This window comes from Micromonospora sp. CPCC 205539, assembly GCF_036906815.1.
Taxonomy (GTDB): domain Bacteria; phylum Actinomycetota; class Actinomycetes; order Mycobacteriales; family Micromonosporaceae; genus Micromonospora.
Map to the genome: position 1 here is coordinate 36,335 of NZ_JBAKHW010000040.1, position 22,059 is coordinate 58,393.

Here is a 22,059-nt window from a genome sequence, read left to right on the forward strand (position 1 = left end):
CCATGGACGGACCGGCGACCCGCGTCGCGTCCGGGTCGACCGGCCGGGTCACCACCTGGGTGGCCTCCGGGTCGGGGCCAGCGGCCGACGGTCGGGCCTGCTCGGCTGCCGCGGCGTCCCGGCGACCGTCCCGATAGGCACGCGCGTGCGTGGCGATCAGCGACGACTCCTGCTCGGCGCGGGTCAGCCACGACTCCCATCGGCTCTGCATCGGCCGGATCAGGCCGCCGCCGACCCCGACGACGAGAATGCCGCCGATGGTGGCCAGCACGGCGATCAGTACGGGCGTGGTGACCGCGGTGGCCACACCGATCTGGTTCAGCGCGGCGATGACACCGAGGCCGAGGATGAACACCGAGGCGATCCCGGCCAGCGCCCGACCGTACGACAACCCGCCCAACGCGCCGCTGATGATGTCCTTGACCGCGTTGGCGATCGCGGCGGCGACCACGACGATGACGATCGCCACGAAGGCGCGGGGCAGCCACGCGATGACCGCGGCGATCAGGTCGGAGATCGGGTTGGGCCCCCAGATGCCGAAGGCGAGCTGGAGGGTGACGAGCAGCACCCCGTAGTAGGCGAGCTTCGCGACGATGTCGCTGGCGTCGTACCGGGACCGACTCAGCGCCCGCCGGACGCCGCCGCGCTCGACGGCACGGTCGAAGCCGATCCGCTCCAGCACCTTCTCCACGATCTTCAGCACAGCCTTGGCGATCAGCCATCCCGCCACCAGGATCGCCAGGAAGGCGACGGCCTTGGGCAGGAAGAGCATCACCGAGCGGAGGGCGTCACCCACCGCATCGCTGACGTTGTCACTCATCGGGGTTTTCCTCCAAGGGGGCAGCCAGGACGGTCAGCACCCGAACCTACCCGCGCCGTCGTACGCGAAAACGCCGGTGGCGCAAGGCTTCGCGGGCCTCGGATGCCGCATCGACACCGCCGTCACGGGGCGGTGCGACTCCATCGCTGTTGGTAACGTGACGGCGGCTCGGGGTGGCGCCGCGGTGGCGGCGGGAGGGGGCCGACATGTGGACCGATGACGACGCGCTCGACGCGACACGGCGACGGGTCGACGAGTGGGAGTCGACGATCGCGGCCCGTTCGGCACGCACCACGGCTTTGACCCGGGAGTTGGCGGTCCTCACCGGCACCGCGCGCACCGCCGACGGCACCGTCGAGGTGACCGTCGACGCCCATGGCCGCCTGGTCGGTCTGCGGCTCGACGATCGGGTCCGGGCCCGGTCGGGTGCGCGGACCGCCGAGGCCGTGTTGGAGACGGTCCGGGCGGCGTACGCCGATCTGGTCGAGCGGGTCCGCGCGGCGGCCGACGCCACGCTGGGTGCCGACGATCCGACGGCGCGAGCGCTGGTCGAGTCGTACGCCAGCCGGCTCGAGCGGCCGGGTGCGCCAGGCCGTGGCACCGCCGGTCACCCCTCGACCACTCAATGAAAACTCGGCTGTCGAACCGTTGAGCACCCAGTGATCACGGTGCCGGCGGGGTCTAGCGCACGAGCGAGACTTGGCAATATCCTCCGGGGCACGTGCGGCAATTGGAGCTACTTTTCACCCCCGCCGCCGGTCGCAGGAGGAGAAGCCATGCAGGTCGACCATTCCGAACTGGACCGCCGGACGCTGCTGCGGGCCGGCCTCGGCGCCGCCGCGGTCGCCGTGGTCGGGAGCGAGCTCGCCTTCCCGGGCGCGGCGCAGGCCGACCCCGGCACCGACCTGGACTGGATCATCAGCTGCGACGAGTGGGACGCCCGCCCGCCAAAGGACCCGCTGTCGGTCAGCGCCATCGCCACCAACAAGATCATCGTGCACCACATGGCGTTCCCGAACGTCACCGACTACTCCCACGATCAGGCGGTCAAGCTGGCCCACGACTGCCAGGACCTGCACATGGACGGCAACGGATGGTCCGACACCGGCCAGCACTTCACGGTGAGCCGGGGCGGTTACGTGCTGGAGGGTCGCCGGGGCAGCCTGGAGCGTCTGGAGGCCGGCGACCGGCAGATGATCTCGGCGCACTGTCCCGGCGAGAACGGCCGGGCCATCGGGATCGAGAACGAGGGCACCTACGTCACCGAGACGCCGCCGCACGCGCTGACCGACTCGCTGGTCAAGCTCTGCGTCGCCATCTGCCGGCAGTACGGCCTGCACGCGCACGACATCTTCGGCCACTGGGACTTCCGTACGACCGAGTGCCCCGGCGCGGCCTTCTACCGTCAGTTCCCGACGCTGCGCCGCCGGGTGTTCGCCGAGCTCGGCACCCACCTGGCCGACGTGCCGGCCCGCCGCTGGCCGGACCTGTGGCGCTTCGTCAACTCCCCCTCCGTGCGGGTCGTGCAGTACCTGCTCGCGTACCGCGGCTACCCGGTGACGGTCAGCGGCACGTTCGACGCCGCGACCGTGACCGCCGTGCAGGACTGGCAGGCCCGCAACGGCATCCCGGTGGACGTGGACGCCACCCTCACCGCGCCTACCTGGGAGACCCTGGCACCCGAGCTGGACCAGCACGCCAGCGGCCTGCCGGTCACGGCCGTGCAGGAGATCCTGGCCACCAAGGGGTACGCCGTCACCGTCACCGGGGCGTACGACCACGCCACCCGCGCGGCGGTGCAGGACGTCCAAGCCCTGCACGGGCTGCCCCGCAACGGCAAGCTCAGCACGAGCACGTGGTGCACGATCGTCGGTGGGATGGTCCGCCAGTCGTTCCGGCACGGCTGATCCGCGCCGATGCTCCGGCGGCGGTACGGGCCTGCCCGTGCCGCCGCGGGGGCCGGCTCGACGCGGGCGCGCCTCGTTGTCCACCCCCCGCTCGTCTGCGACGATGACCGCTGACCAGGACCAAGGAGGGTGCTGTGCAGTCGCGACTCAACCCGTACCTGAACTTTCCCGGCACGGCCCGCGGGGCGTTGGAGTTCTACCACCGCGTGTTCGGTGGCGAGCTGACCATGAACACCTTCGGCGACTTCGGCAACCCGGACCCGGACCTCGCGGCCCAGATCATGCACGGGCAGCTCGAGACGCCCAGCGGCTTCACCCTGATGGCCTCCGACCTCCCGCCCGGAATGACCCACGTGCCCGGCACCAACATCACGATCAGCCTGAGCGGCGACGACCACGACGAGCTGTTCGGCTACTGGGAGCAGCTCTCCACGAACGGCTCGGTGACCGTTCCGTTGGAGAAGCAGATGTGGGGCGCCGAGTTCGGCCAGTGCGTCGACCCGTACGGCATCGGCTGGTTGGTCAACATCGCTCTGCCCGAGGGCTGACCAGCGCGGGGTCGTCGGCCGCCCGGTTTGGCGAACGGCGCGGGCGGAAAGAGTGCGGGCATGAGATGGGCCCGCAGAGCCGTACCCGCCGTCACCGCCGCCGTCGCGGCGCTCGCCGCACGGGATCTGATCCAGCGCGACCACGCGTTGCTGCGCAACTTCCCGGTACTCGGACGCGCCCGGTACCTGCTCGAGGCGATCGGGCCGGAGCTTCGGCAGTACATCGTGGCCGGCAACAACGAGGAGCGGCCGTTCACCCGGGACCAGCGTCGCTGGGTGTACGCGTCGGCGAAGCAGCAGAACAACTACTTCGGCTTCGGCACGGACAACGACATCGAGTACACGCCCGGCTACCCGGTGATCAAACACCGCACGTTCGGCCGGGCCGTGCCACCGTCGACGCCGACCGCCGGCCACGACGTACGGCTGCCGAGCGCCAAGGTGCTCGGCGCTGCCCGGGGCCGGGCCCGCGCCTTCCGACCGGAGTCGGTCGTCAACATCTCCGGGATGAGCTTCGGCTCGCTCTCCGGCAACGCCATCACGGCCCTGAACCGGGGGGCCGCGCTCGCCGGATGCCTGCAGAACACCGGCGAGGGCGGGCTGTCGCCGTACCACCGCAACGGCGGTGACCTGGTCTTCCAGTTGGGTACGGCGTACTTCGGCTGCCGGGACGAGCACGGCCGGTTCAGCCTGGACCGGCTGAAGGACCTGGTCGCGGGCGCGCCGGTGAAGGCGTTGGAGATCAAGCTGAGCCAGGGTGCCAAGCCCAGCCTCGGCGGGTTGCTACCCGGGGCGAAGGTGTCCGCCGAGATCGCCGCCACCCGGGGCATCCCGGCCGGCCAGGACTGCGTCAGCCCGTCCCGGCACGCCGAGTTCTCCGACTGCGACAGCCTGCTCGACTGGGTGGAGCTGCTGGCCGCCGAGACCGGCCTGCCGGTCGGCATCAAGTCGGCGGTCGGTGACCTGGGCTTCTGGCAGGACCTGGCCACCCTGATGCGCGACACCGGCCGGGGCGTCGACTTCGTGACGATCGACGGTGGCGAGGGCGGCACCGGTGCCGCGCCGCTGATCTTCACCGACTCGGTGTCATTCCCGTTTCAGCAGGGCTTCTCCCGCGTCTACAAGGTCTTCGCCGAGCACGACCTGCACGAACAGGTGGTGTTCGTCGGCGCTGGCAAGTTGGGCCTGCCGGACAACGCGATCGTGGCCTTCGCGCTCGGCTGCGACCTGGTCAACGTCGGTCGGGAGGCGATGCTGTCGATCGGCTGCATCCAGGCGCAGAAATGCCACACCGACACCTGCCCCACCGGTGTGGCGACGCAGAACAATTGGCTGGCCCGAGGGCTGGACCCGGCGCTGAAGTCGGTCCGCGCGGCCAACTACCTGCGGACGCTGCGCCGGGACCTGGTCAAGGTGGCCGAGGCGTGCGGCGTGGAGCATCCCGGCCTGATCGACAGCGGCGCCGTGGAGATCCTGGACGGCCGCACCCGCGCCACCCCCCTGCACGAGGTGTACGGCTACCGGCCGGAGTGGGGACTGCCCTCACCGGCCGACCAGGCGGAGATCATTCGACTGATGGCCCCGGAGGCGCCGCAGGGCGGCACCGCCCCGCCCTCGCCGACCGCCGTCGGCTGACCGGGCCGCACGGATAACGCGTGGAGCCGGCGCCGGAGCCGCCGTATCGTGGCGCGGTGCTGATCAGACGCGAGACGCCCGCCGACATCGATGCCATCCGCGCCTGGCGGGAGTCGGTCCGGGGCGAGTTCCGCTACGCCCGCCCCTTCGACGAGCTGTGAGCCAGCCCCGCATCCGTCGGCGACGCCGCACCGACCTCGACGGCTGCGTCGCAGGGCTCGCGACAGTTCACCAGGTCGACCGGTACCCCCTGAACTGGCCGGCTGACCCGCACCGGTGGCTGCGCGAGCCGCACCCGGCACGCGCGTGGGTCGCCGTCGACGCTGACGGGGCAATCGTCGGACACGTCGCGGTGCACCGGCTGCCCGGTCCAGGGAACGGGCCGCCCGCCCGGCCGACCGCCGAGGTGGCGCGGCTCTTCGTGGTGCCGAGCGCCCGGGGGTTGGCGCTGGGCAGCGCGTTGCTGGACCGGGCCCGGCAGTGGGCGAGTGCGCGTGGGACGGATCTGGTGCTCGACGTGACCTCCGGCAGCGCCGGGGCCGTCGCTCTCTACGAGCGCGCCGGCTGGCGGTGCACCGGCACCAGCACGGCACCCTGGACCGCCCCCGACGGCAGCCCGGTGTCGCTACGCCACTACTCGCTGCGCTCCGACACCGCACCGGCCATCGCCGTGAGGCGGCGGCCGAGCAGGGCGGCGGCCTCACGCAGCTCCGGAGGCTCCAGCACCTCCACCTCGTAACTCAGGCGGGCGACGTGCGCGGCGAGCCAGTCCAGGCGCTCCCCGCCGACCACCAGCACAGACCACCCGTCGCGATCGTCCTCGACACGCCCCACCTGGGGCGGCACCAGTTCCCGCACCCGGTCGGCCGAGGCGTGCACGCGCACCCGGGCGAGATACCGGTACGGGGTCTCGGTCACGGACCGCTGCACGAAGGCGACCGGATCCGGGTGCTCGCGCATCCGGAAGCGCCAGGTCGTCGCCTCCGCCGCGCGCATCCGGTCCAGGCGGAACGTGCGCCAGTCGTCGCGGCCGACGTCCCAGGCCATCAGGTACCAGCGGCGGCCGGTCGTGACCATCCGAATGGGTTCGACCTGTCGCTCGCGCTCCCCGCCGTCGCGGCCGGAGTACCAGAAGCGAACCCGCACAGCGTCTCGACAGGCCCGTGCGAGTGTCATCAGCAGGTCCGCGTCGATCTCGACCACCGGACCGAGGAGCGTCTCCGTGGAGCCGTGCACGGCCCGTACCTCGGCGCGCAGCCGCGACGGCATCACCTGATCGAGCTTCGCGAGTGCCCGCAGCGCCGCCTCGCCCGCCCCGGCGACCGTGCCTCCCGAGGCGAGCCGTAGGGACACCGCCGTGGCGATCGCCTCCTCGTCGTCGAGGAGCAGTGGCGGCAGCCGGGTGCCCGCGCCGAGTTGATAGCCGCCGCCGACGCCCGCCGTCGCGTTCACGGGGTAGCCGAGCGTGCGCAGTCGCTGCACGTCGCGACGCACGCAGCGGCCGGTGACACCCAACTCGGCGGCGAGGTCGGCTGCCGTCCAGGACGGTCGCCGCTGCAACAGCGCCAGCAACCGCAGCACCCGTTCGGTCGTTGCCTCGACGGTCACGCGCCGATCGTTGCACACAATGCGGAACGACCCTGTCCGCTATCGGCGTCAGGCTGAGATCATGACCGACCAGATCAACGAACAGGGAGCTGACATGGCCCGCGATGTGCAGATCACGTTCGACTGCTCCGACCCGGCGGCGTTGGCGGTGTTCTGGGCCGACGCGCTCGGCTACCAGGTGCAGCCTCCGCCCGGCGACTTCGAGTCATGGGAGCAGGCACTGGACGCGATGGGTGTGCCGCCGGAGAACCGCAACGACGCGTCGGCGGTGGTCGACCCCGAGGGCTCCGGGCCGCGCCTGTTCTTTCAGCGGGTGCCGGAGCACAAGCAGACGAAGAATCGCGTCCACGTCGACGTGCGGGCCGCGCCCGGGCTCACGGGCGACGAGCGGATGGCGGCCCTGGAGGCGGAGGCCGAACGGCTCGGCTCGCGCGGCGCCACCCGGCTCAGCCGTCACGAACCCGCTCCCCCGCTGGGCGCCGGTCACCTCGTCATGGCCGACCCGGAGGGCAACGAGTTCTGCCTCGACTGATCGAGCGTTCGCCCAGCTCACTGCCGCGACGGTCGGGCGCCGTGCGAACATGTGTACGTGTCGCCCGGCGCCAGCATCCTGCACGCCGACCTGGACGCCTTCTACGCGTCGGTCGAGCAGCGCGACGACCCGCGCCTGCGGGGCCGGCCGGTGATCGTCGGCGGTGGCGTGGTGCTCGCGGCCAGCTACGAGGCGAAGGCGCGGGGCGTACGCAGCGCGATGGCTGGCCAGCAGGCCCGCCGGCTGTGTCCGGACGCGATCGTGGTGCCGCCGAGGATGTCGGCGTACACGGCGGCCAGCCGGGCGGTGTTCGAGATCTTCCGGCAGACCACGCCACTGGTCGAGGGGCTCTCCATCGACGAGGCGTTCCTGGACGTGGGCGGCCTGCGCCGGCTGGTCGGGCCACCGGTCGAGATCGCTGAGCGGCTGCGCCGGGAGGTCCGGGACCAGGTCGGCCTGCCGATCACGGTGGGGGTGGCCCGGACGAAGTTCCTGGCCAAGGTCGCCAGTGGGGTGGCCAAGCCGGATGGTCTGCTGGTCGTCGCGCCGGACGCCGAACTGGCCTTCCTGCACCCGCTTCCGGTGGAGCGACTGTGGGGCGTCGGCCCGATCACGGCCGCGAAGCTGCGGGAGCGGCGGATCCGTACCGTCGGTGATGTCGCTCGGCTCGGTGAGGCGGCCCTGGTGTCGCTGCTCGGCGCGGGCGCCGGCCGGCACCTGCACGGCCTGGCGCACAACCGCGACCCCCGGTCGGTGCAGGTGGGCCGGCGGCGCGGGTCGATGGGCGCGCAGCACGCGTTGGGCCGCGCCGCGCATCCGCCGGACGAGTTGGACGCCATCCTGGCCGGCCTGGTCGACCGGGTCACCCGCAGGATGCGAGCTGCCGGCCGGTCCGGGCGGACGGTGGTGCTGCGATTGCGCTTCGGCGACTACACCCGCGCCACCCGCTCGCACACCATCACCAAGGCGACCGCGGACACGACGCCGCTGCTCGCCGCCGCGCGGGCCCTGCTGCGGGCGGCGCTGCCCGAGATCGACCGCCGGGGCATCACCCTGATCGGCGTCTCGGTCGGCAACCTGGACGACCACCAGGTCCAGCCGGAGTTGCCGTTCCACCCCGACCCGGGCGCCGAGTTGGACGCCGCGGTGGACGCGGTCCGCGACCGGTTCGGGTCGGCGGCGCTCACCCGTGCGGTGCTGCTCGGCCGGGACCCGGGCGTCGAAATGCCGCTCTTGCCGGATTAGCGCCTCTGTGGAGCCTCCGGTCCGAGGACTTCAATCGCGGCTCTGACCTGCGACCGGAGACACATCACAGCGGGGTGGCGGTTTAGCGTCCGGCTGTGGGGTGACCCTTGAGGGGTACACCGACAGGGGGGACCACCATGTCCGACGACACCAGCAACCGATTGAGTCGCCATGCCGAGCGCCCGGACGACGTGACCGATCCGCTGCTCTGGCAGCTCGCGGTCGACGTGCTGGGCGCCCACGAGCCGGACGACGAGGGTCGGTGCCGCAATCTCCAGTGCGCCGACGAGCCGTGGCCGTGCGCGGCCCGCACCAGCGCCGAGCAGTCACTCCGGCTGGCCCGTGGGACGACCGACACCGCACCCACCTGGGTCGCCGTCGACAGTGACGGCTGGGCCAGTCAGGCGGCGGCAGCCCGTCGGAGCCGCAACGCGGGCCCGACGGCGTCACACCGCGGGTCGGCTTCCGCCTCGGCGGCGTGAGACACCTGAACGCTCGGCTGGGGATCCAGCCGAGCGTTCGTGTTCACGCGTCGTGTCGAAGCCAGGCCACGATGCGCCGGAGCAGGTCGACATGCTCCGCTGACTCGTACGACCGGAGGTCGTGACCGAGCGCGTTGTAGACGATCCGGCTGTCGCCGACGGTGCGCGCCCAGACGACCGGGTGCGTGGCGCCGCCCTCGTCATGCACGTAGAGGGGCTCGATGTCCGCGACCGCCAGGTCGGTGTAGCGCTCGTCGTAGACCTCGAAGTCACCGCGCCCGCTGGTCAGCGGGTGCTCGACGTCGGCGCGCCGGATGCGGCTCGGACCGATCGGCGGGTGGAAGCTCCGGCCGTGCTCCCATGTGGCGCCGATCGTGGACCGCCAGATCGGCAGGTCGGGAAAGGCGATCGTGGCGCTGTGGGTGGCGAGCAGGTTGCCGCCCCGGGCCAGGAACGCGTCGAGGGTGCGCGCGAAGTCCTCGTCTTCGGGGGTCGGGCCGGGACGGTTGGCGCTGGCGTTCACCACCAGCAGGCGGGCACCGTCGAGTGCTGCCGCGAGCTGGTCGACGGACGTCACGATCGCCACCGTGCCCTCATCGCCGATCAGCTCGGCCAGCTTCGCGCTGGTCTCGGCCAAGGGATGCCAGGGGTCGGCGTGTGGGCCTTCCCCGCTGAAGATCACCGTGTCGAACGGCATGGCGGTACTCCGTCCTCGATTTGGATGATTTTCGAAATCACGAAATGAAGGCTAGCATGGCGGCATGAGAGCCCTGCATCATCCCGATCTCGCCTCGGTCGACCTCGCCACGCTGCTCGGCGCCCTCGCCGACCCGGTGCGCCTGAGCGTCGTCCGCCAGCTGGCCCAGGCCGGTGGTGTCGTCTGCGGCAAGTTCGACGCGTTGTCCGAGGTGAGCATCTCGACGCTCTCGCATCACCTGAAGGTCCTGCGAGCGGCCGGCATCCTCCGTGTCACACCGAACGGCAGTTTCCGCCGGCACGAATTGCGCGCCGACGAGATCAATGACCGGTTTCCCGGGCTCCTGCCCTCGGTCATCGCCAACCTCGACATCCCCGCGCCGGTGGGAGCGCCCGCATGACCGACGCCGAATCGACCCGACGTGGCACGCCAGACACGCTGGGTCTCTCCGCCGACGAGGTCCTGAGCACGACCCGCGCCGTCCGCAAGCGGCTCGACCTGAGCCGTCCGGTCCCCCGCGACGTGGTCGAGGACTGCCTCCGCATCGCCCTTCAGGCACCCAGCGGCCGCAACCGACAGCGCTGGGATTTCGTCTTCGTCGAAGATCGGCAGACCCGGGAGGCCGTCGCTCGACTCTGGCGGCTCGGCCTGATGGCCCCACCGCCCGCGTCCGGGAACACCGGTCCCGCGTTCAGCCGGATGCCCTTCGCCTCGACGCAGTGGAGTCGCATCGCCGGCAGCCTGCAGCACCTCGCGGACCATCTGCACGAGGTTCCGCTGCTGCTCATTCCGTGCCTGCGCGTCGAGTCACGCGCCGAGCTCGACAGCGTGCGCGGGCAGGCGGGAGCGTGGGGCTCCGTCATCCCGGCGTTCTGGAGCTTCATGCTCGCCGCCCGGGAACGCGGACTGGGCACGGCGTGGACCACGAGTCACCTCAGCTACGAGCGGGAGATGGCCGACCTCCTCGGCATCCCGTACGACACCGTCGTGCAGGTGGCACTCACACCGGTGGCGTACACCCTGGGCACGGACTTCAAGCCCGGCCCCCGGGCCGAGGCGGGAGCGTTCGCCCACTGGGACCGCTGGTAGCGGGATTGACGGTCGGGCAGGAAACCGCCGCTGCCACGCTGCTGGCCATGTTCACCAGCGCCGGCCTGGGGCCGTGCTAGGCGTTGACCGACGCGGGCGACCCGGAGGAGGCGGCCCGGAGCTGGCGGACGGCGTTGGCCATCCTGGACGACCTCGGTCACCCGGACGCCGAGCGGGTCCGCCGCCGGCTCGCGGAGGCCGGCCGCACCGCCCCACTGAGGGAGACCACCAGCAAGACCAAGGACAGGAACGGAAACCAGTCTCCGGTACGCGAATAGACCGTGCCCCACCCCGTCGTCGGCGCTGCCGTGACCAGCAGCTCCGCGTCACCGGCGGTGGCCTCGGCCACCACCCTGCCGCTGGGATCGCTGACCATCAGCTGGCCGGACGCGGCGGCGCGGACCACGGTGAGTCCGTTCTCCACGCCGCGGACCAGGGCCATCCGGCCGTGCAGCCAGCCGTCGGAGGTGAAATCCAGAGCGGGGACGAGCAGCACCGAGGCGCTCTCCGCCCGATACCGCCGGACCAGGCCGGGATAGTCGAGGTCCTTGCAGATCGCGACGCCGAACCGCCCGTCCACGAGCACGTCGTCGTCACCCGCCCTTAGCCAGTCCTCCAGGCCCGGGACCAGGTGCTGTTTCTCGTACGTGGTGACCGGGCCGCCCGGGTCGAGCACCAGTGCGACGTTGCTCGCCGTGCCGGCCCGCCGCAGCACTGCGCCGACGACGACCTGGGCGTCGGTCTGCTGAAGCGCGTCCACGAGCAGGGGCAGCGTCGTATCCGTCACGGCGAACACCTTCTCCGGCAGCACGACGATCCGCGCCCCACGGGCGACCAGGCCCGCGACCCGCGACCTGTAACGGGTGAGCAGGTCACGACCGGTTGGTTCGTCGATCGGGAGCCCGTCCTCGGGCTGGTGCAGGGCGACCAGGCCGACGGTCAGCGGCTCGGCCGGGTCGGGTGAGCGGCTCAGTGACCAGGCGCACCATCCGCCGGCGCTGAGCAGGAGGGCGAGCAGGCAGGTGAGCGCGGGGCGTAGGCCCTCGAGCTGGATGGTGAGGGTGGGGCGCACGTTTGCGAGCAGGGCGGCCAGGGCGATCGGGACGGCGAGCAGCAGGTAGGTGACGCCCCAGACGCCGGTGAGCGCCGTTACCTGGATGACCGGGCGCACGTCGGCCTGCGTGTAGGCCAGGCTCCACCACGCACCGTTCGGGAACAGGCGGGACGCGGCGTACTCGCCCAGCACCCACAGTGACGGCACGGCGAGGACAGCGGTCACGGTGCGTCCGCGCAGCAGCAGTGCGCGGGCGAGCAGGACCGTGCCGCCCGCCAGGCCGAGGCCGAGCAGGACCACGCCGGCGACCACGGGGACCGGCAGTCGCAGGGTGCCGAGGTAGTACCCGACCATGCCGAGTTGACCGATCGACCAGGCGAGGAGCGACGCGCAGAGCGCGGCCCGGGGGCGTACCCGCACCGAGGCGAGGACCAGCGGGATCGGGGCGAGCCAGGTCAGCGCGGCAACCGGGTGCAACCCGGAGCCACCGAGCCAGAGCAGACCACTCAGGAGCGTGGCGACGATCGTCATCATGCGTCGATCGTGCGGCGGGGGTGACCGGGGCGGATCGCCGTACGAACTGGATCTGTTCTGGTCCCGTGGAGGGAGGCGCGGGAGCGCCGGGCCGGACGATACTGCCGACGTGAAGCGGTACGTCGATCTCGCCATCACCGTGGCCGCCGTCGCCACGACCGTGCTGCCCGCCCTGGCCGACGGGCCGCGTGCCTGGTGGGTGCTGCCGCTCGCGGTGGCGTCGTCGGTCCCGGTGCTGTGGCGTGAGCGCGCGCTGCTCCGGGTCGCCTTCGTCGTGGGCGTCGCCACGACGGTCTCCGCGTCGCTGGGCGCGCCCCCGCTGCTGCCGATCGGCCCCCTCGTCTGCCTCTACACGTTCGCAGCGCGTGCCTCCCTGCCAATCCGTCTGCTCGGCATTGTGCTCACCGCCGCCGGTCTGCTGTTCTCGCTGCTCTATCCACACCCGGACGTGGAGGTGCTGCGATACCTGTCGGTCGCCTACGTTCTCGCGTACACCCTGGGCACCAGCACCCGCGCCCGCCGTACCCAGGCCATCGCCCTCGCCGAACGCGATCGTCGCGTGGCCGGCGAACGCGAGGCGGCCGTGCTGCGCGAACGGACCCGCATCGCCCGCGACCTGCACGACATCCTCACTCACGCGGTCGGTGTCATGGTCGTCCAAGCGGAGTCGGGCCCGCTCCTGGTCCGCCCTCACCCGGACCGCGCCGACGCCACTTTCGCCACGATCGCCGCCACCGGCAGGGACGCGGTCGTCCAGCTCCGCCGCGCGGTCGGCAGCCTCCACGACCCCGCCGACCAGCCACTGGACCAGCCGGGCCTGGCCCACCTCCCCGTCCTCGTCGAACGCGTCCGTGCCACCGGCCTCGACGCCGTCCTCACCGTCTCGCCCGCATCGTCCGAATCCGTCCCCGGACCGCCGTTCGAACCGCCTGCGGACGTCGGGGCCGCCGTCTACCGGATCGTGCAGGAGTCCCTGACCAACGTGGTTCGGCATGCCGAGGCACGGTCGGTCCGCATCCTGCTGGGCTACTCAGCGGACTCCCTGACCGTGTCGATCATCGATGACGGCCGCGGCGACCGGGCGTCGGGCGTCGACTCGCCCGGTTACGGGATCGCCGGCATGCGCGAGCGCGCCCAGGCCTGCGGCGGCACTTTGCACGTCGGCCCGGCCTCCGACAGCCACGGCTTCTCCGTCACCGCCACCCTCCCGCTCGCCACTTCGGTGGTGGGGTGATGCTGCGTGTCGTGCTCGCCGACGATCAGGACCTGTTCCGGGCCGGGTTCGCCACGATCCTCGGTGCCGAGCCGGACATCGAGGTGGTCGCCGAGGCCTCCGACGGCGCCGGCGCCGTGCAGGCCGCCCTCGAACACCTCCCCGACGTCGTCCTGATGGACATGCGCATGCCCGTCCTCGACGGCGTCGCCGCGACCCGCCAGGTCTGCTCCCTCACCCCGAGCCGGGTCCTCGCCCTGACCATGTTCGACACCGACGACTACCTCTACGCGGCCCTGCGCGCCGGTGCCAGCGGTTTCCTGCTGAAGGACGCTCCACGAGCCGACCTGGTGAACGGGGTTCGCGTGGTCGCCGCCGGCGACGCGCTGCTCGCCCCCGGCGTCACCGCCCGTGTGATCGGCGAACTACACCGGCGCGGCCATCCGGACCCGGCCCTGGCCGCCGCGGTGACCGCGCTGACCACCCGCGAGACGGATGTCCTACGCCTGGTCGCGGCCGGCCTGTCCAACGCCGAGATCGCCGCCCACCACCACCTCAGCGAGCACACGGTCAAGACGCACGTCGGCAACCTGCTCGCCAAACTGCACCTGCGCGACCGCGCCCAGGCGGTCATGATCGCCTACGAATCCGGCCTGGTGATCCCCGGGCACTGACGTGCAGGCCGACCGGACCGGACCGGCCGGCGGGGCCCGCTGATCGGGCGGCCCGCCGGCCGGAGGGGTACGCGTCGAGCTACAGGGTGCGGGCCAGCCGGTCGGCGAGCGCCCGGGTGAAGCGAGCCGGATCGGCCAGCTCGCCGCCCTCGGCGAGCACCGCCAAGCCGTACAGCAGCTCGGCGGTCTCGGTCAGGGCAACGGTGTCGCCGCCCTGCTCGTGGGCCTTACGCAGCCCGGCGACCAGCGGGTGACCCGCGTTGATCTCCAGGATCCGCTTCGTCGGCGGGATCTCGTGCCCCATCGCCCGGTACATCTTCTCGAGGGTCGGGGTGAGGTCCTGCGCGTCGCCGACGACGCAGGCCGGCGAGGTGGTCAGCCGGGACGACAGGCGGACCTCCCGGACGCTGTCGGCCAGGGTGGTGCCCAGCCAGTCGAGCAGGGACGCGAACTCCTGCCGCTGCTGCTCGCGCTCGGCCTCGGCCTGCTGCTTCTCCTCGTCGGTGTCCAGGTCGACCTCGCCCTTGGCGATGGAGCGCAGCGTCTTGCCGTCGTACGCGCCGACCCGCTCGACCCACACCTCGTCGACCTGGTCGGTGAGCAGCAGCACCTCGTGGCCCTTGGCCCGGAACGCCTCCAGGTGCGGGGAGTTCTCGATGGTGGCCCGGGAGTCGCCGGTGGCGTACCAGATGTCGGTCTGGCCGTCCTTCATCCGCTCGACGTAGCCGGCCAGGTCGGTGGGCTCGGCGGCGTCGTGGGTGCTGGCCACCGAGAGGATCTCCAGCAGCGTGTCCCGGTTGTCGGTGTCGTCGATCAGCCCTTCCTTGACGACGGCGCCGAACTCGGTCCAGAAGGTGCGGTACTTCTCGGGGTGGTTGGCCTTGAGGTCCTTGACCGTGGCGAGGACCTTCTTCACCAGGCGGCGGCGGACGATCTGGATCTGGCGGTCCTGCTGGAGGATCTCCCGGGAGATGTTCAGCGACAGGTCGTGCGCGTCGACCACGCCCTTGACGAAGCGCAGGTAGGTGGGGACCAGCGCCTCGCAGTCGTCCATGATGAACACGCGCTTGACGTAGAGCTGGACGCCGCGACGACCCTGCGGCGCGAACAGATCCAACGGCGCGTGGCTAGGGAGGAACAGCAGCGCCTCGTACTCGAAGGTGCCCTCGCCCTTCATGTGCACGACCTCGAGCGGGTCGGCCCAGTCGTGGCTGACGTGCTTGTAGAACTCGTTGTACTCGGTGGCGTCGACCTCGTCGCGGGACCGCGCCCAGAGCGCCTTCATCGAGTTGAGCGTCTGCACCTCGCTCGTGGCGGGGGCGTCGTCGACGCCGGGACGCTCGACGGTCATCCGGATCGGCCAGGCGATGAAGTCGGAGTATCGCTTGACGATCTCCCGGATGGTCCACTCGGCGGTGTAGTCGTGCAGGTTGTCCTCGGTGTCGGCGGGCTTGAGGTGCAGGGTCACCGAGGTGCCCTGCGGGGCCTCGTCGACCGTCTCGATCGAGTACGTGCCCTCGCCGGTGGACTCCCACCGCGTACCGCCGGTCTCGCCGGCCTTGCGGGTCAGCAGGGTGACCGTGTCGGCGACCATGAACGCGGCGTAGAAGCCGACGCCGAACTGGCCGATCAGCTCCTGCGAGGCGCGGGCGTCGGAGGTCTCGCGCAGTTGGCGCAGCAGCTCGGCGGTGCCGGACTTGGCGATCGTGCCGATCAGCCGGACCACCTCGTCGCGGGTCATCCCGATGCCGTTGTCCCGCACGGTCAGGGTGCGGGCCTCCCGGTCGACCTCGAGGGCGATGTGCAGGTCGTCGGTGTCGGCGGTGAGGTCCTTGTCGACCTGGGTCGCCAGCCGCAGCTTGTCGAGCGCGTCGGACCCGTTCGAGATGAGTTCCCGCAGGAAGACGTCCTTGTTCGAGTAGATCGAGTGGACCACCAGTTGGAGGAGCTGCCGCGCCTCGGCCTGGAACTCCAACGTCTCGGCCTGGTTGCTCACACCGTCTCCCCTTGTCGACTCGTCCGGAGGTTCGCGGAAAGGATACGAGTCGTCACCCGGCGGGCCGTGCCCGCATCCGGGTCGTATTCCCGATCCGGGTCGGACCGGCGCGTGAGATAGCTGACTTGCCTAAAGGCAAGTCAGATCGCTAGCGTTGCGCCCATGAAGATCACTGGAAGCACCGCCCTCGTCACCGGTGCCAACCGGGGCTTCGGCCGGCACCTCGCCGCCGAACTCCTCGCCCGGGGTGCGACGGTCTACGCCGGCGCCCGCAACCCGGACAGCGTCGACCTGCCCGGAGTGACGCCGGTGCGGCTGGATATCACCGACCCCGCATCGGTGGCCGCCGCCGCCGCACTGGCGGGAGACGTGGACCTGCTGATCAACAACGCCGGCATCGAGACCGGGACAGATCTGCTGGAGGGCGACCTCGAACAGGTCCGACTGGAGCTGGAGACCCACTACTTCGGCAACCTGTCGATGATTCGGGCGTTCGCCCCGGTCATCGCCGGCAACGGCGGCGGAACGATCCTGAACGTGCTCTCCGTGCTCTCCTGGGTGACCTTCCCGACGGTCGGGGCCTACAGCGCGGCGAAGTCGGCCGAGTGGTCGATGACCAACGCCCTGCGTGTCCAGCTCGCCGAACGCAAGGTGCGGGTGGCGGGCCTGCACGTCGGCTACATGGACACCGACATGGCGGCCGGGGTCACCGCCCCGAAGTCCGATCCGGCCCAGATCGCCCGCATCGCCGTGGACGGCATCGAGGGCGACTCGTACGAGATCGTCGCCGACGAGACCAGCCGGCAGGTGCTCGCCGGGCTGTCCGGCGGTGTGGCCGCGCTCTACCCGCAACTCCCCTGATCCCCCACGTGACCGGGGCCGCCGCCGGCTCTTCGGCGGCGGCCCCGGCTCGGGTACGTGGTCAGCAGCCACCACAGGTGTAGAAGAGGATGTCCCAGTGGCTGCCCTCCTTGGTGTAGAGGTTGCCCGAGGCCGCCTGGTACTGGTAGCCGAAGCCGGCGATGTAGCCGATGTAGGTGTAGTGCGCCGAGATGTAGTTCTGGATGCAGGTGCTCAGCGCGATGTCCAGCTTGTAGCCGTTCCAGTGGCTGTAGGTGCCTCCGGCGTGCCCGACCTCGGTGCCGGCGGTGACGGTGATCGCGCAGCCGCTGGCCCGCTTGAAGGTGATGATGCCGCTGATGGTCGCCTGCCGGACGTCGGTGAACGAGGTGCAGGTGGCGACGTTGCGGTTGCTGCAGTTGCCGCTGGAGGTCCAGGAGATGCCGGCGGCGCTCAGCTGCGAGGTGGCGCTCGCGTGGGTGATGGCGAACGCCGGGCTGGCGAGACCGAGCACGGCGCCGACCGTGGCGAGCGTGGACACCAGCAGGGTGAGCACGCGGCGGCGCAGGGTGGATCGAGTGGCTGACATGGCACTCCCGTTTCGCATGAGGGGTGGAATTTTGCGAATCAGGGGCCGGCCTTGCAGGATTTCTACCAGAGATAGATGGTTGTGACTAGACGTCGGGCGGAGGGGACGTCCGTCGCCCGCCTCCGCCCGACGATCCGGGTCAGCTCGCCTGCAACGTCACGTCGTCGAGCACGAAGCTGGTCTGCAACGAGGAGTCCTCGGTTCCGGTGAACTTCAGGGTCACCGTCTGCCCCGCGTACGCGGCCACGTTGAACGTGCGCTGGACGTAACCGCCGGCGGCGTTCAGGTTCGAGTACGTCGCCAGGGTGGTCGACCCCACCTGCACGGTGAGCTTGTCGTACGCCGTGGAGGTGGTCGTCTCGGCGGTGTCGATGTGCAGCCAGAACGCCAGCGTGTAGCTGGCGCAGCCGGCCGGCACGGTCACCGACTGGGACAGGGTGTCGGTGTGGGTGCTGCCGTACCCGTCGAGCCACGCCTTGTAGCTCCCGGTCCGGGCCGGCTGCCCGCTGTCATTGGTGATCACGCCGGAGCTGGCGGTCCACGGCGTGCTGCCGCTCTCGAAGCCACCGTTGCCGATCACCTGGCCGCCGGCGCAGCCGCCGGTGCCGGTCACGGTGAGCGTGAGGGTGGCGCTGCGGGTGACCGAGCCGGTGCCCGTGATCGTGACCGCGAAGGTGCCGGTGGCCGCGCTGGCCGAGGCGGTCAGGGTCATCGTCGACGAGCCGCCGGAGGTCACCGAGGTCGGGCTGAACGAGACGCTCACCCCGCTGGGCGCGCCGGAGGCGGAGAGGCTGACCGTCTGCGCCGAGCCGGAGGTGGTGGCGGTGACGACCGTGGCGGTGGTGCTGGCGCCCCGCGCGACCGTGCGCGAGGTCGGGTTGACCGCGAGGGAGAAGTCGTTGGTCGGGGTGCCGCCGCCCACGGCGAGCTGCCAGAGCGCGTACGCGACGCCGTCCGCCGCCCGGTTCAGCACCGTCGCGCTGACGTTCGAGGTGGTGTCACAGGACCGGTGGTAGCAGGGGTCGTAGGCGGCGTTGGCGGTGCCGCCCCACTTGGCCGCCTGGGCGCTGGTCTTGCGGGCGCTGGCGCCCGCGGCGTAGCCCGAGGTGAGGATGCCGGCCTGCTGGAAGTAGTAGTCGTCGGAGCGGCCCTGGCCCTCGACGTTCTCCTCGGGTTGCAGCCCGAGCGAGTCCCAGTACGCCTTCAGCGGCGCCGCCGTGGTCGAGGTGACCCGGTTGATGAAGTAGCCACCGTTGGTCGAGCCGACCATGTCGAAGTTGTAGTAGCCCTTGATGTAGCCGCGCTGGGTGCTGCTCAGCGAGTTGACGTAGAACCGGGAGCCGTTGAGCCCCTGCTCCTCGTCGGTCCACCAGGCGAACCGGACCTTCTTCGTCATGGTCGGGTTCTGCGCGGCCAGGACCAGCGCGTTCTCCAGCAGGGTGGCCGAGCCGGTGGCGTTGTCGTTGATGCCCGGGCCGGCCGAGACGCTGTCCAGGTGGGCACCGAACATGACCACCTGGTCGGTCGGGCCGCCGGGCCACTCCGCGATCAGGTTGTTCGACGGGTACGTGCAGCTGGAGCAGTTCTGCTCGGTGACGGTGTAACCGGCGGCCTGCAACCTGCTCTTCACATAACTGACCGAGGCGGTGTAACCGGCCGAGCCGGCCCGCCGGTTGCCGCCGTTGCTGGTGGCGATGGAGTTGAACTGGGTCAGGTGCGCCTGGACGTTGGCGACGGAGATGTCCGGCGCCGCCAGAACGGCGGCGGGCGCGGCGATCGGCCGGGCCACTGCCGTACCGGCGATGGGTGACGCGGTCACCGGCTGGGCGGCCAGCGTCACCGTCATCCCGGTGAAAACGGCGAGCGCGATCGTCGCGCTCAGCGTTCTGCCTCTCATGGGGGCTCCTCGGGGGTTGGAGAGAGAAGCAAACAGTTGCATGTATCGATGTCTCGGGCATCGGTCGTTCGTCCGATACCGCCGGCGTTACAGGCCACGGTTCTTGTGGTCGTAGGCGACGATGCCGTCCAGCCGGTCCCCGGGAGTGAGATCGGCCGGGTCGAACCAGAAGATCACCACCTGCGGGTCCACGCTCCACGGGGCCAGCCGAGCGGCCACCTTCCGGCCGTCCACGGTGCCGACGATCCGGCTCGCCGGGCCGACGAAGTAGCCGAAGGTGGGCACCGGCGCGGCCGACGTGTTCTGGTCGTAGCCGATCTGGTGGAAGCCGGGACCGCGGTCGGATCCTTCGACGTCGTTGATCAGGTAGTCCGAGGTCAGAGTGCCGTCCGGGCTGCGGCGGCCGGCGGCCAGCCCGATGGTCACCCGGGGCTCGCCGGGCACCGTGACCCGGACGAAGAAGAAGACCCGCTGGTCGGCGCCGTACTCGACGCCGCTAGTGATGATCTTGCCCAAGAGCTTCGGCGGCGACTCTCGACCCGCCATGGTCGTCGGCGGTGGCGTGGTCGACGGCGGCGTGGGCCAGGGCGAGTTGGACGGCGCCGGGGCGACGGTGACCGGTGACGTGGCGGCGCCGGCTACCGGTGGCGGACCCGGGTCGTCCGGGCCGGCGTTGACCACCACGACCACGACGACGGCGGCCAGCCCGACCGCGAGCGTCGTCGCCCCGGCTCCGGCGACCCGACGACGGGTCCGCAGCCGTCGCCCCTCGTGCAGGATGCTGGCCACGTCGAGGGTGACGCCGGGGCGCTCGGTCACCCGCATGGCGCGGCGGAGCCGGTCCAGATCGCTCATCGGCACGCCTCCTGACTGTCGGCCGCCCGCAGCCCGTTGGCGCGCAACTTCTCCAGGGCCCGGGAGCTGGTGCTCTTGACCGTGCCCACCGAGATGGCGAGTTCGCGGGCCACCTGCGCCTCCGGGAGGTCGAAGTAGTAACGCAGGACGACGATGGCCCGCTCCCGGGGGCTGAGCGCACCGAGGATGGCGGTCAACCAGCCCCGGGTGGCCACCTCGTCGGCCACGTCCTCCCGCCGTCGCTCCGGGATCTCCTCGGTCGGGTACTCCCGGATCGGGCGCCGCCAGCCGTCGACCAGGTGGTTGACCAGGATGCGGCGGGCGTACCCGTAGGCGTCGTCGTCGCGGACCCGGGACCAGGACGCGTAGGTCCGCACCAGGGCGGTCTGCGCGGCGTCCTCGGCCAGGTGGTGGTCCCCGGTCATCAGGAACGCCGCGTGGACCAGCCGGGCGGACGCCGCTTGCGCGAACTCGACGAAGTCCGCGTCACCCCGCGCCACGCCGACCCCTCCCCCGTGCCACACCGGTACGGACGGGTGAGGGCGGGAAAAAGTTGAGTCCCCGCCCGGTCAACTTTTTGACCCGGTCACCCGTCTTCTCTCCCGCGCCGCCGCAGACCGGCGGCGCGCGAGGGGAGAGACATGTCGACGAAGGCTACCCGTCGGGGGCGTGCCGCCTCAGCGGCGCTGCTGCTGGTGGCGCTGCTCACCGGCTGCGGCCAGCCAGCGGCCGGGCCGCTCGCGGCCGGGGTCGCCACGACCGGCGACCCGGTCCCGGGCGGGCAACCCGCGGCCGGGTTGGCCCCGACCGGGCGTCCGGCGGGGGCCGCCGGGAGTGCCAGCATGGCGCCCGCGTCGCCATCGGCCGTCCCGGTCAGCTACCCCGCCAACGGCGGCAACCGCTGGTCGGTGGCGGCGGGCGAGACGACACCGGCGCGCGGCAAGGGGCGGCTCCTGCGGTACCGGGTCGCCGTGGAACGCGAGATCCGTGGCCTGCCGGTTGCCGACGTCGCCGCGGCGGTCTCCGCGACGCTGAACGACCCGCGGGGGTGGACGGCGGGCGGCACCTGGCGACTACGCAGGGTGGGCCCCGACGCACCGACCGACTTCACCATCTACCTGGTGACTCCCGGCACGCGCGACGAGCTGTGCCTGGACAATCCGGAGGGCTACACCTCGTGCCGCAAGGGCGACAAGGTGGTGCTCAACGTGGCGCGCTGGGTGAAGGGGGTGCCGGGCTACGGCGGCGACCTGGCCACCTACCGGCAGTACATGGTCAACCACGAGGTGGGGCACCGGCTCGGCCAGGGCCACGAGCGGTGCCCGGGGCGGGGCCGGCCGGCGCCGGTGATGCAGCAGCAGACGCTGGGCCTGCACGGGTGCACGCCCAACGCGTGGCCGTACCCGGATGGCGACCGGTACACCGGGCCGGTCGGGACATACGACGACAAGATCCCGCCGCGCGAGGGCGCCCGGCTGGCGCTCTGAGCCGCCTCAGGGCCGGCGGTTGCGCTGCTGTTCGATGCGCTCGTCCAGGCGGCCCAGCTCGTAGATGGCGTTGAGGTCGGTCGGCAGCTGACGGACGTTGTCCGGCACCGGGTCGTCGTCCGGCACGGCGGCGAGGGCGGGCCCGCCGGCGAGGACGGACCCGCCGGCCGACCGGCGGCGCCGCAGGAACACCAACGCCAGCACCAGCGCCGCGAGGACGGCCGCGCCCGGCAGGTAGTACGCGGGGCGCAGCAGGGAGCCGCCCCGGTCGGGGGCGGCGAGCGCCGGCGCGGCGGCCGGGGCGGACGAGGCCCCGCTCGGCACCGGCACGGCGGCCCCGCGAGCGCCCCGGTCGCC

Annotated in this window: 22 protein-coding genes and 2 pseudogenes; 14 read left to right on the top strand and 10 right to left on the bottom strand. The window is 71.6% G+C overall.

The window, feature by feature from the left end:
* Positions 1–174: 174 nt before the first annotated feature.
* Positions 175–820, bottom strand: a pseudogene (locus tag V6V47_RS27055) (mechanosensitive ion channel family protein); the annotation flags it as partial.
* Positions 821–1,026: 206 nt separating this feature from the next.
* Here V6V47_RS27055 and V6V47_RS27060 point away from each other — a divergent pair.
* From V6V47_RS27060 to V6V47_RS27080, 5 genes are all read left to right on the top strand, one after another.
* Positions 1,027–1,449, top strand: a complete 423-nt coding sequence (locus V6V47_RS27060; protein ID WP_334631193.1) for a YbaB/EbfC family nucleoid-associated protein — start codon at positions 1,027–1,029, stop codon at positions 1,447–1,449.
* Between the two features lie 147 nt (positions 1,450–1,596).
* Complete coding sequence (locus V6V47_RS27065; protein WP_334631194.1) at positions 1,597–2,727, top strand: peptidoglycan recognition protein family protein; 1,131 nt, start codon at positions 1,597–1,599, stop codon at positions 2,725–2,727.
* A 134-nt stretch (positions 2,728–2,861) separates the two neighbouring features.
* Entirely contained in the window at positions 2,862–3,275 is a 414-nt protein-coding gene (locus V6V47_RS27070) for a VOC family protein (RefSeq protein WP_334631195.1), read from the top strand.
* Positions 3,276–3,335: 60 nt separating this feature from the next.
* Positions 3,336–4,910: an FMN-binding glutamate synthase family protein gene (locus tag V6V47_RS27075; protein ID WP_334631196.1), complete on the top strand. Its 1,575-nt coding sequence runs from the start codon at positions 3,336–3,338 to the stop codon at positions 4,908–4,910.
* A gap of 157 nt (positions 4,911–5,067) precedes the next feature.
* Entirely contained in the window at positions 5,068–5,649 is a 582-nt protein-coding gene (locus V6V47_RS27080; protein WP_334631197.1) for a GNAT family N-acetyltransferase, read from the top strand.
* Here the strand turns inward: V6V47_RS27080 and V6V47_RS27085 are convergent.
* On the bottom strand, positions 5,544–6,518 hold the full coding sequence (locus V6V47_RS27085) for a helix-turn-helix transcriptional regulator (protein WP_334631198.1): 975 nt from the start codon (positions 6,516–6,518) through the stop codon (positions 5,544–5,546). The genes V6V47_RS27080 and V6V47_RS27085 overlap by 106 nt on opposite strands.
* Before the next feature lie 94 nt (positions 6,519–6,612).
* On the opposite strand from V6V47_RS27085, the gene V6V47_RS27090 reads away from it, so the two are divergent.
* The 3 genes from V6V47_RS27090 (at position 6,613) to V6V47_RS27100 (ending at position 8,777) form a co-directional block, all read left to right on the top strand.
* On the top strand, positions 6,613–7,050 hold the full coding sequence (locus V6V47_RS27090) for a VOC family protein (protein WP_334631215.1): 438 nt from the start codon (positions 6,613–6,615) through the stop codon (positions 7,048–7,050).
* A gap of 57 nt (positions 7,051–7,107) precedes the next feature.
* Entirely contained in the window at positions 7,108–8,295 is a 1,188-nt protein-coding gene (dinB, locus tag V6V47_RS27095) for a DNA polymerase IV (protein ID WP_334631199.1), read from the top strand.
* 137 nt (positions 8,296–8,432) lie between these two features.
* A complete protein-coding gene (locus V6V47_RS27100) occupies positions 8,433–8,777 on the top strand; it encodes a hypothetical protein (RefSeq protein WP_334631200.1) in 345 nt (114 codons plus the stop codon).
* 43 nt (positions 8,778–8,820) lie between these two features.
* On the opposite strand, the gene V6V47_RS27105 is transcribed toward V6V47_RS27100, so the two are convergent.
* Positions 8,821–9,474 carry a ThuA domain-containing protein gene (locus tag V6V47_RS27105; RefSeq protein ID WP_334631201.1) on the bottom strand — a complete coding sequence of 218 codons (654 nt, stop codon included), beginning with the start codon at positions 9,472–9,474 and terminating at the stop codon, positions 8,821–8,823.
* Between the two features lie 64 nt (positions 9,475–9,538).
* Here V6V47_RS27105 and V6V47_RS27110 point away from each other — a divergent pair, with 64 nt between their 5' ends.
* Entirely contained in the window at positions 9,539–9,874 is a 336-nt protein-coding gene (locus V6V47_RS27110; RefSeq protein WP_334631202.1) for an ArsR/SmtB family transcription factor, read from the top strand.
* Positions 9,871–10,563, top strand: a complete 693-nt coding sequence (locus tag V6V47_RS27115; RefSeq protein WP_334631203.1) for a nitroreductase family protein — start codon at positions 9,871–9,873, stop codon at positions 10,561–10,563. The genes V6V47_RS27110 and V6V47_RS27115 overlap by 4 nt, the downstream gene beginning before the upstream one ends.
* Positions 10,564–10,720: 157 nt before the next feature.
* On the opposite strand, the gene V6V47_RS27120 is transcribed toward V6V47_RS27115, so the two are convergent.
* Positions 10,721–12,151: a nitrilase-related carbon-nitrogen hydrolase gene (locus V6V47_RS27120; RefSeq protein ID WP_334631204.1), complete on the bottom strand. Its 1,431-nt coding sequence runs from the start codon at positions 12,149–12,151 to the stop codon at positions 10,721–10,723.
* A gap of 109 nt (positions 12,152–12,260) precedes the next feature.
* Between V6V47_RS27120 and V6V47_RS27125 the strand changes: the two genes are divergently transcribed.
* Together V6V47_RS27125 and V6V47_RS27130 are read left to right on the top strand one after the other, a co-directional pair.
* Positions 12,261–13,385 carry a sensor histidine kinase gene (locus V6V47_RS27125; protein WP_334631205.1) on the top strand — a complete coding sequence of 375 codons (1,125 nt, stop codon included), beginning with the start codon at positions 12,261–12,263 and terminating at the stop codon, positions 13,383–13,385.
* Positions 13,385–14,038 carry a response regulator transcription factor gene (locus V6V47_RS27130; RefSeq protein ID WP_334631206.1) on the top strand — a complete coding sequence of 218 codons (654 nt, stop codon included), beginning with the start codon at positions 13,385–13,387 and terminating at the stop codon, positions 14,036–14,038. Before V6V47_RS27125 ends, V6V47_RS27130 begins: the two co-directional genes overlap by 1 nt.
* Positions 14,039–14,117: 79 nt before the next feature.
* Here the strand turns inward: V6V47_RS27130 and htpG are convergent, their stop codons facing one another.
* A complete protein-coding gene (gene htpG / locus V6V47_RS27135; protein WP_334631207.1) occupies positions 14,118–16,034 on the bottom strand; it encodes a molecular chaperone HtpG in 1,917 nt (638 codons plus the stop codon).
* A 162-nt stretch (positions 16,035–16,196) separates the two neighbouring features.
* Between htpG and V6V47_RS27140 the strand changes: the two genes are divergently transcribed.
* A complete protein-coding gene (locus V6V47_RS27140; RefSeq protein ID WP_334631208.1) occupies positions 16,197–16,895 on the top strand; it encodes an SDR family oxidoreductase in 699 nt (232 codons plus the stop codon).
* A 61-nt stretch (positions 16,896–16,956) separates the two neighbouring features.
* Here V6V47_RS27140 and V6V47_RS27145 read toward each other — a convergent pair whose 3' ends face one another.
* The 4 genes from V6V47_RS27145 to V6V47_RS27160 form a co-directional block, all read right to left on the bottom strand.
* On the bottom strand, positions 16,957–17,463 hold the full coding sequence (locus V6V47_RS27145) for a hypothetical protein (RefSeq protein ID WP_334631209.1): 507 nt from the start codon (positions 17,461–17,463) through the stop codon (positions 16,957–16,959).
* A gap of 139 nt (positions 17,464–17,602) precedes the next feature.
* Positions 17,603–19,360 carry a M28 family peptidase gene (locus V6V47_RS27150; protein ID WP_334631210.1) on the bottom strand — a complete coding sequence of 586 codons (1,758 nt, stop codon included), beginning with the start codon at positions 19,358–19,360 and terminating at the stop codon, positions 17,603–17,605.
* A gap of 87 nt (positions 19,361–19,447) precedes the next feature.
* Positions 19,448–20,215 (bottom strand): hypothetical protein, encoded by a 768-nt coding sequence (locus V6V47_RS27155; RefSeq protein WP_334631211.1) that lies wholly within the window; start codon positions 20,213–20,215, stop codon positions 19,448–19,450.
* Positions 20,212–20,715, bottom strand: a complete 504-nt coding sequence (locus tag V6V47_RS27160) for a SigE family RNA polymerase sigma factor (RefSeq protein ID WP_334631212.1) — start codon at positions 20,713–20,715, stop codon at positions 20,212–20,214. Before V6V47_RS27160 ends, V6V47_RS27155 begins: the two co-directional genes overlap by 4 nt.
* 141 nt (positions 20,716–20,856) lie before the next feature.
* Between V6V47_RS27160 and V6V47_RS27165 the strand changes: the two genes are divergently transcribed.
* Positions 20,857–21,702: a DUF3152 domain-containing protein gene (locus tag V6V47_RS27165; protein ID WP_334631213.1), complete on the top strand. Its 846-nt coding sequence runs from the start codon at positions 20,857–20,859 to the stop codon at positions 21,700–21,702.
* Positions 21,703–21,708: 6 nt separating this feature from the next.
* Here the strand turns inward: V6V47_RS27165 and V6V47_RS27170 are convergent.
* Positions 21,709–22,059, bottom strand: a pseudogene (locus V6V47_RS27170) (hypothetical protein); the annotation flags it as partial.

Coding starts and splice junctions, on each gene's coding strand:
- V6V47_RS27165 (WP_334631213.1), top strand. CDS start 20,857: ATGTCGACGAAGGCTACCCGTCGGGGGCGTGCCGCCTCAGCGGCGCTG.
- V6V47_RS27110 (WP_334631202.1), top strand. CDS start 9,539: ATGAGAGCCCTGCATCATCCCGATCTCGCCTCGGTCGACCTCGCCACG.
- V6V47_RS27115 (WP_334631203.1), top strand. CDS start 9,871: ATGACCGACGCCGAATCGACCCGACGTGGCACGCCAGACACGCTGGGT.
- V6V47_RS27145 (WP_334631209.1), bottom strand. CDS start 17,463: ATGTCAGCCACTCGATCCACCCTGCGCCGCCGCGTGCTCACCCTGCTG.
- V6V47_RS27130 (WP_334631206.1), top strand. CDS start 13,385: ATGCTGCGTGTCGTGCTCGCCGACGATCAGGACCTGTTCCGGGCCGGG.
- V6V47_RS27075 (WP_334631196.1), top strand. CDS start 3,336: ATGAGATGGGCCCGCAGAGCCGTACCCGCCGTCACCGCCGCCGTCGCG.
- V6V47_RS27150 (WP_334631210.1), bottom strand. CDS start 19,360: ATGAGAGGCAGAACGCTGAGCGCGACGATCGCGCTCGCCGTTTTCACC.
- V6V47_RS27155 (WP_334631211.1), bottom strand. CDS start 20,215: ATGAGCGATCTGGACCGGCTCCGCCGCGCCATGCGGGTGACCGAGCGC.
- V6V47_RS27100 (WP_334631200.1), top strand. CDS start 8,433: ATGTCCGACGACACCAGCAACCGATTGAGTCGCCATGCCGAGCGCCCG.
- V6V47_RS27140 (WP_334631208.1), top strand. CDS start 16,197: ATGAAGATCACTGGAAGCACCGCCCTCGTCACCGGTGCCAACCGGGGC.
- V6V47_RS27065 (WP_334631194.1), top strand. CDS start 1,597: ATGCAGGTCGACCATTCCGAACTGGACCGCCGGACGCTGCTGCGGGCC.
- V6V47_RS27120 (WP_334631204.1), bottom strand. CDS start 12,151: ATGATGACGATCGTCGCCACGCTCCTGAGTGGTCTGCTCTGGCTCGGT.
- V6V47_RS27060 (WP_334631193.1), top strand. CDS start 1,027: ATGTGGACCGATGACGACGCGCTCGACGCGACACGGCGACGGGTCGAC.
- V6V47_RS27105 (WP_334631201.1), bottom strand. CDS start 9,474: ATGCCGTTCGACACGGTGATCTTCAGCGGGGAAGGCCCACACGCCGAC.
- V6V47_RS27090 (WP_334631215.1), top strand. CDS start 6,613: ATGGCCCGCGATGTGCAGATCACGTTCGACTGCTCCGACCCGGCGGCG.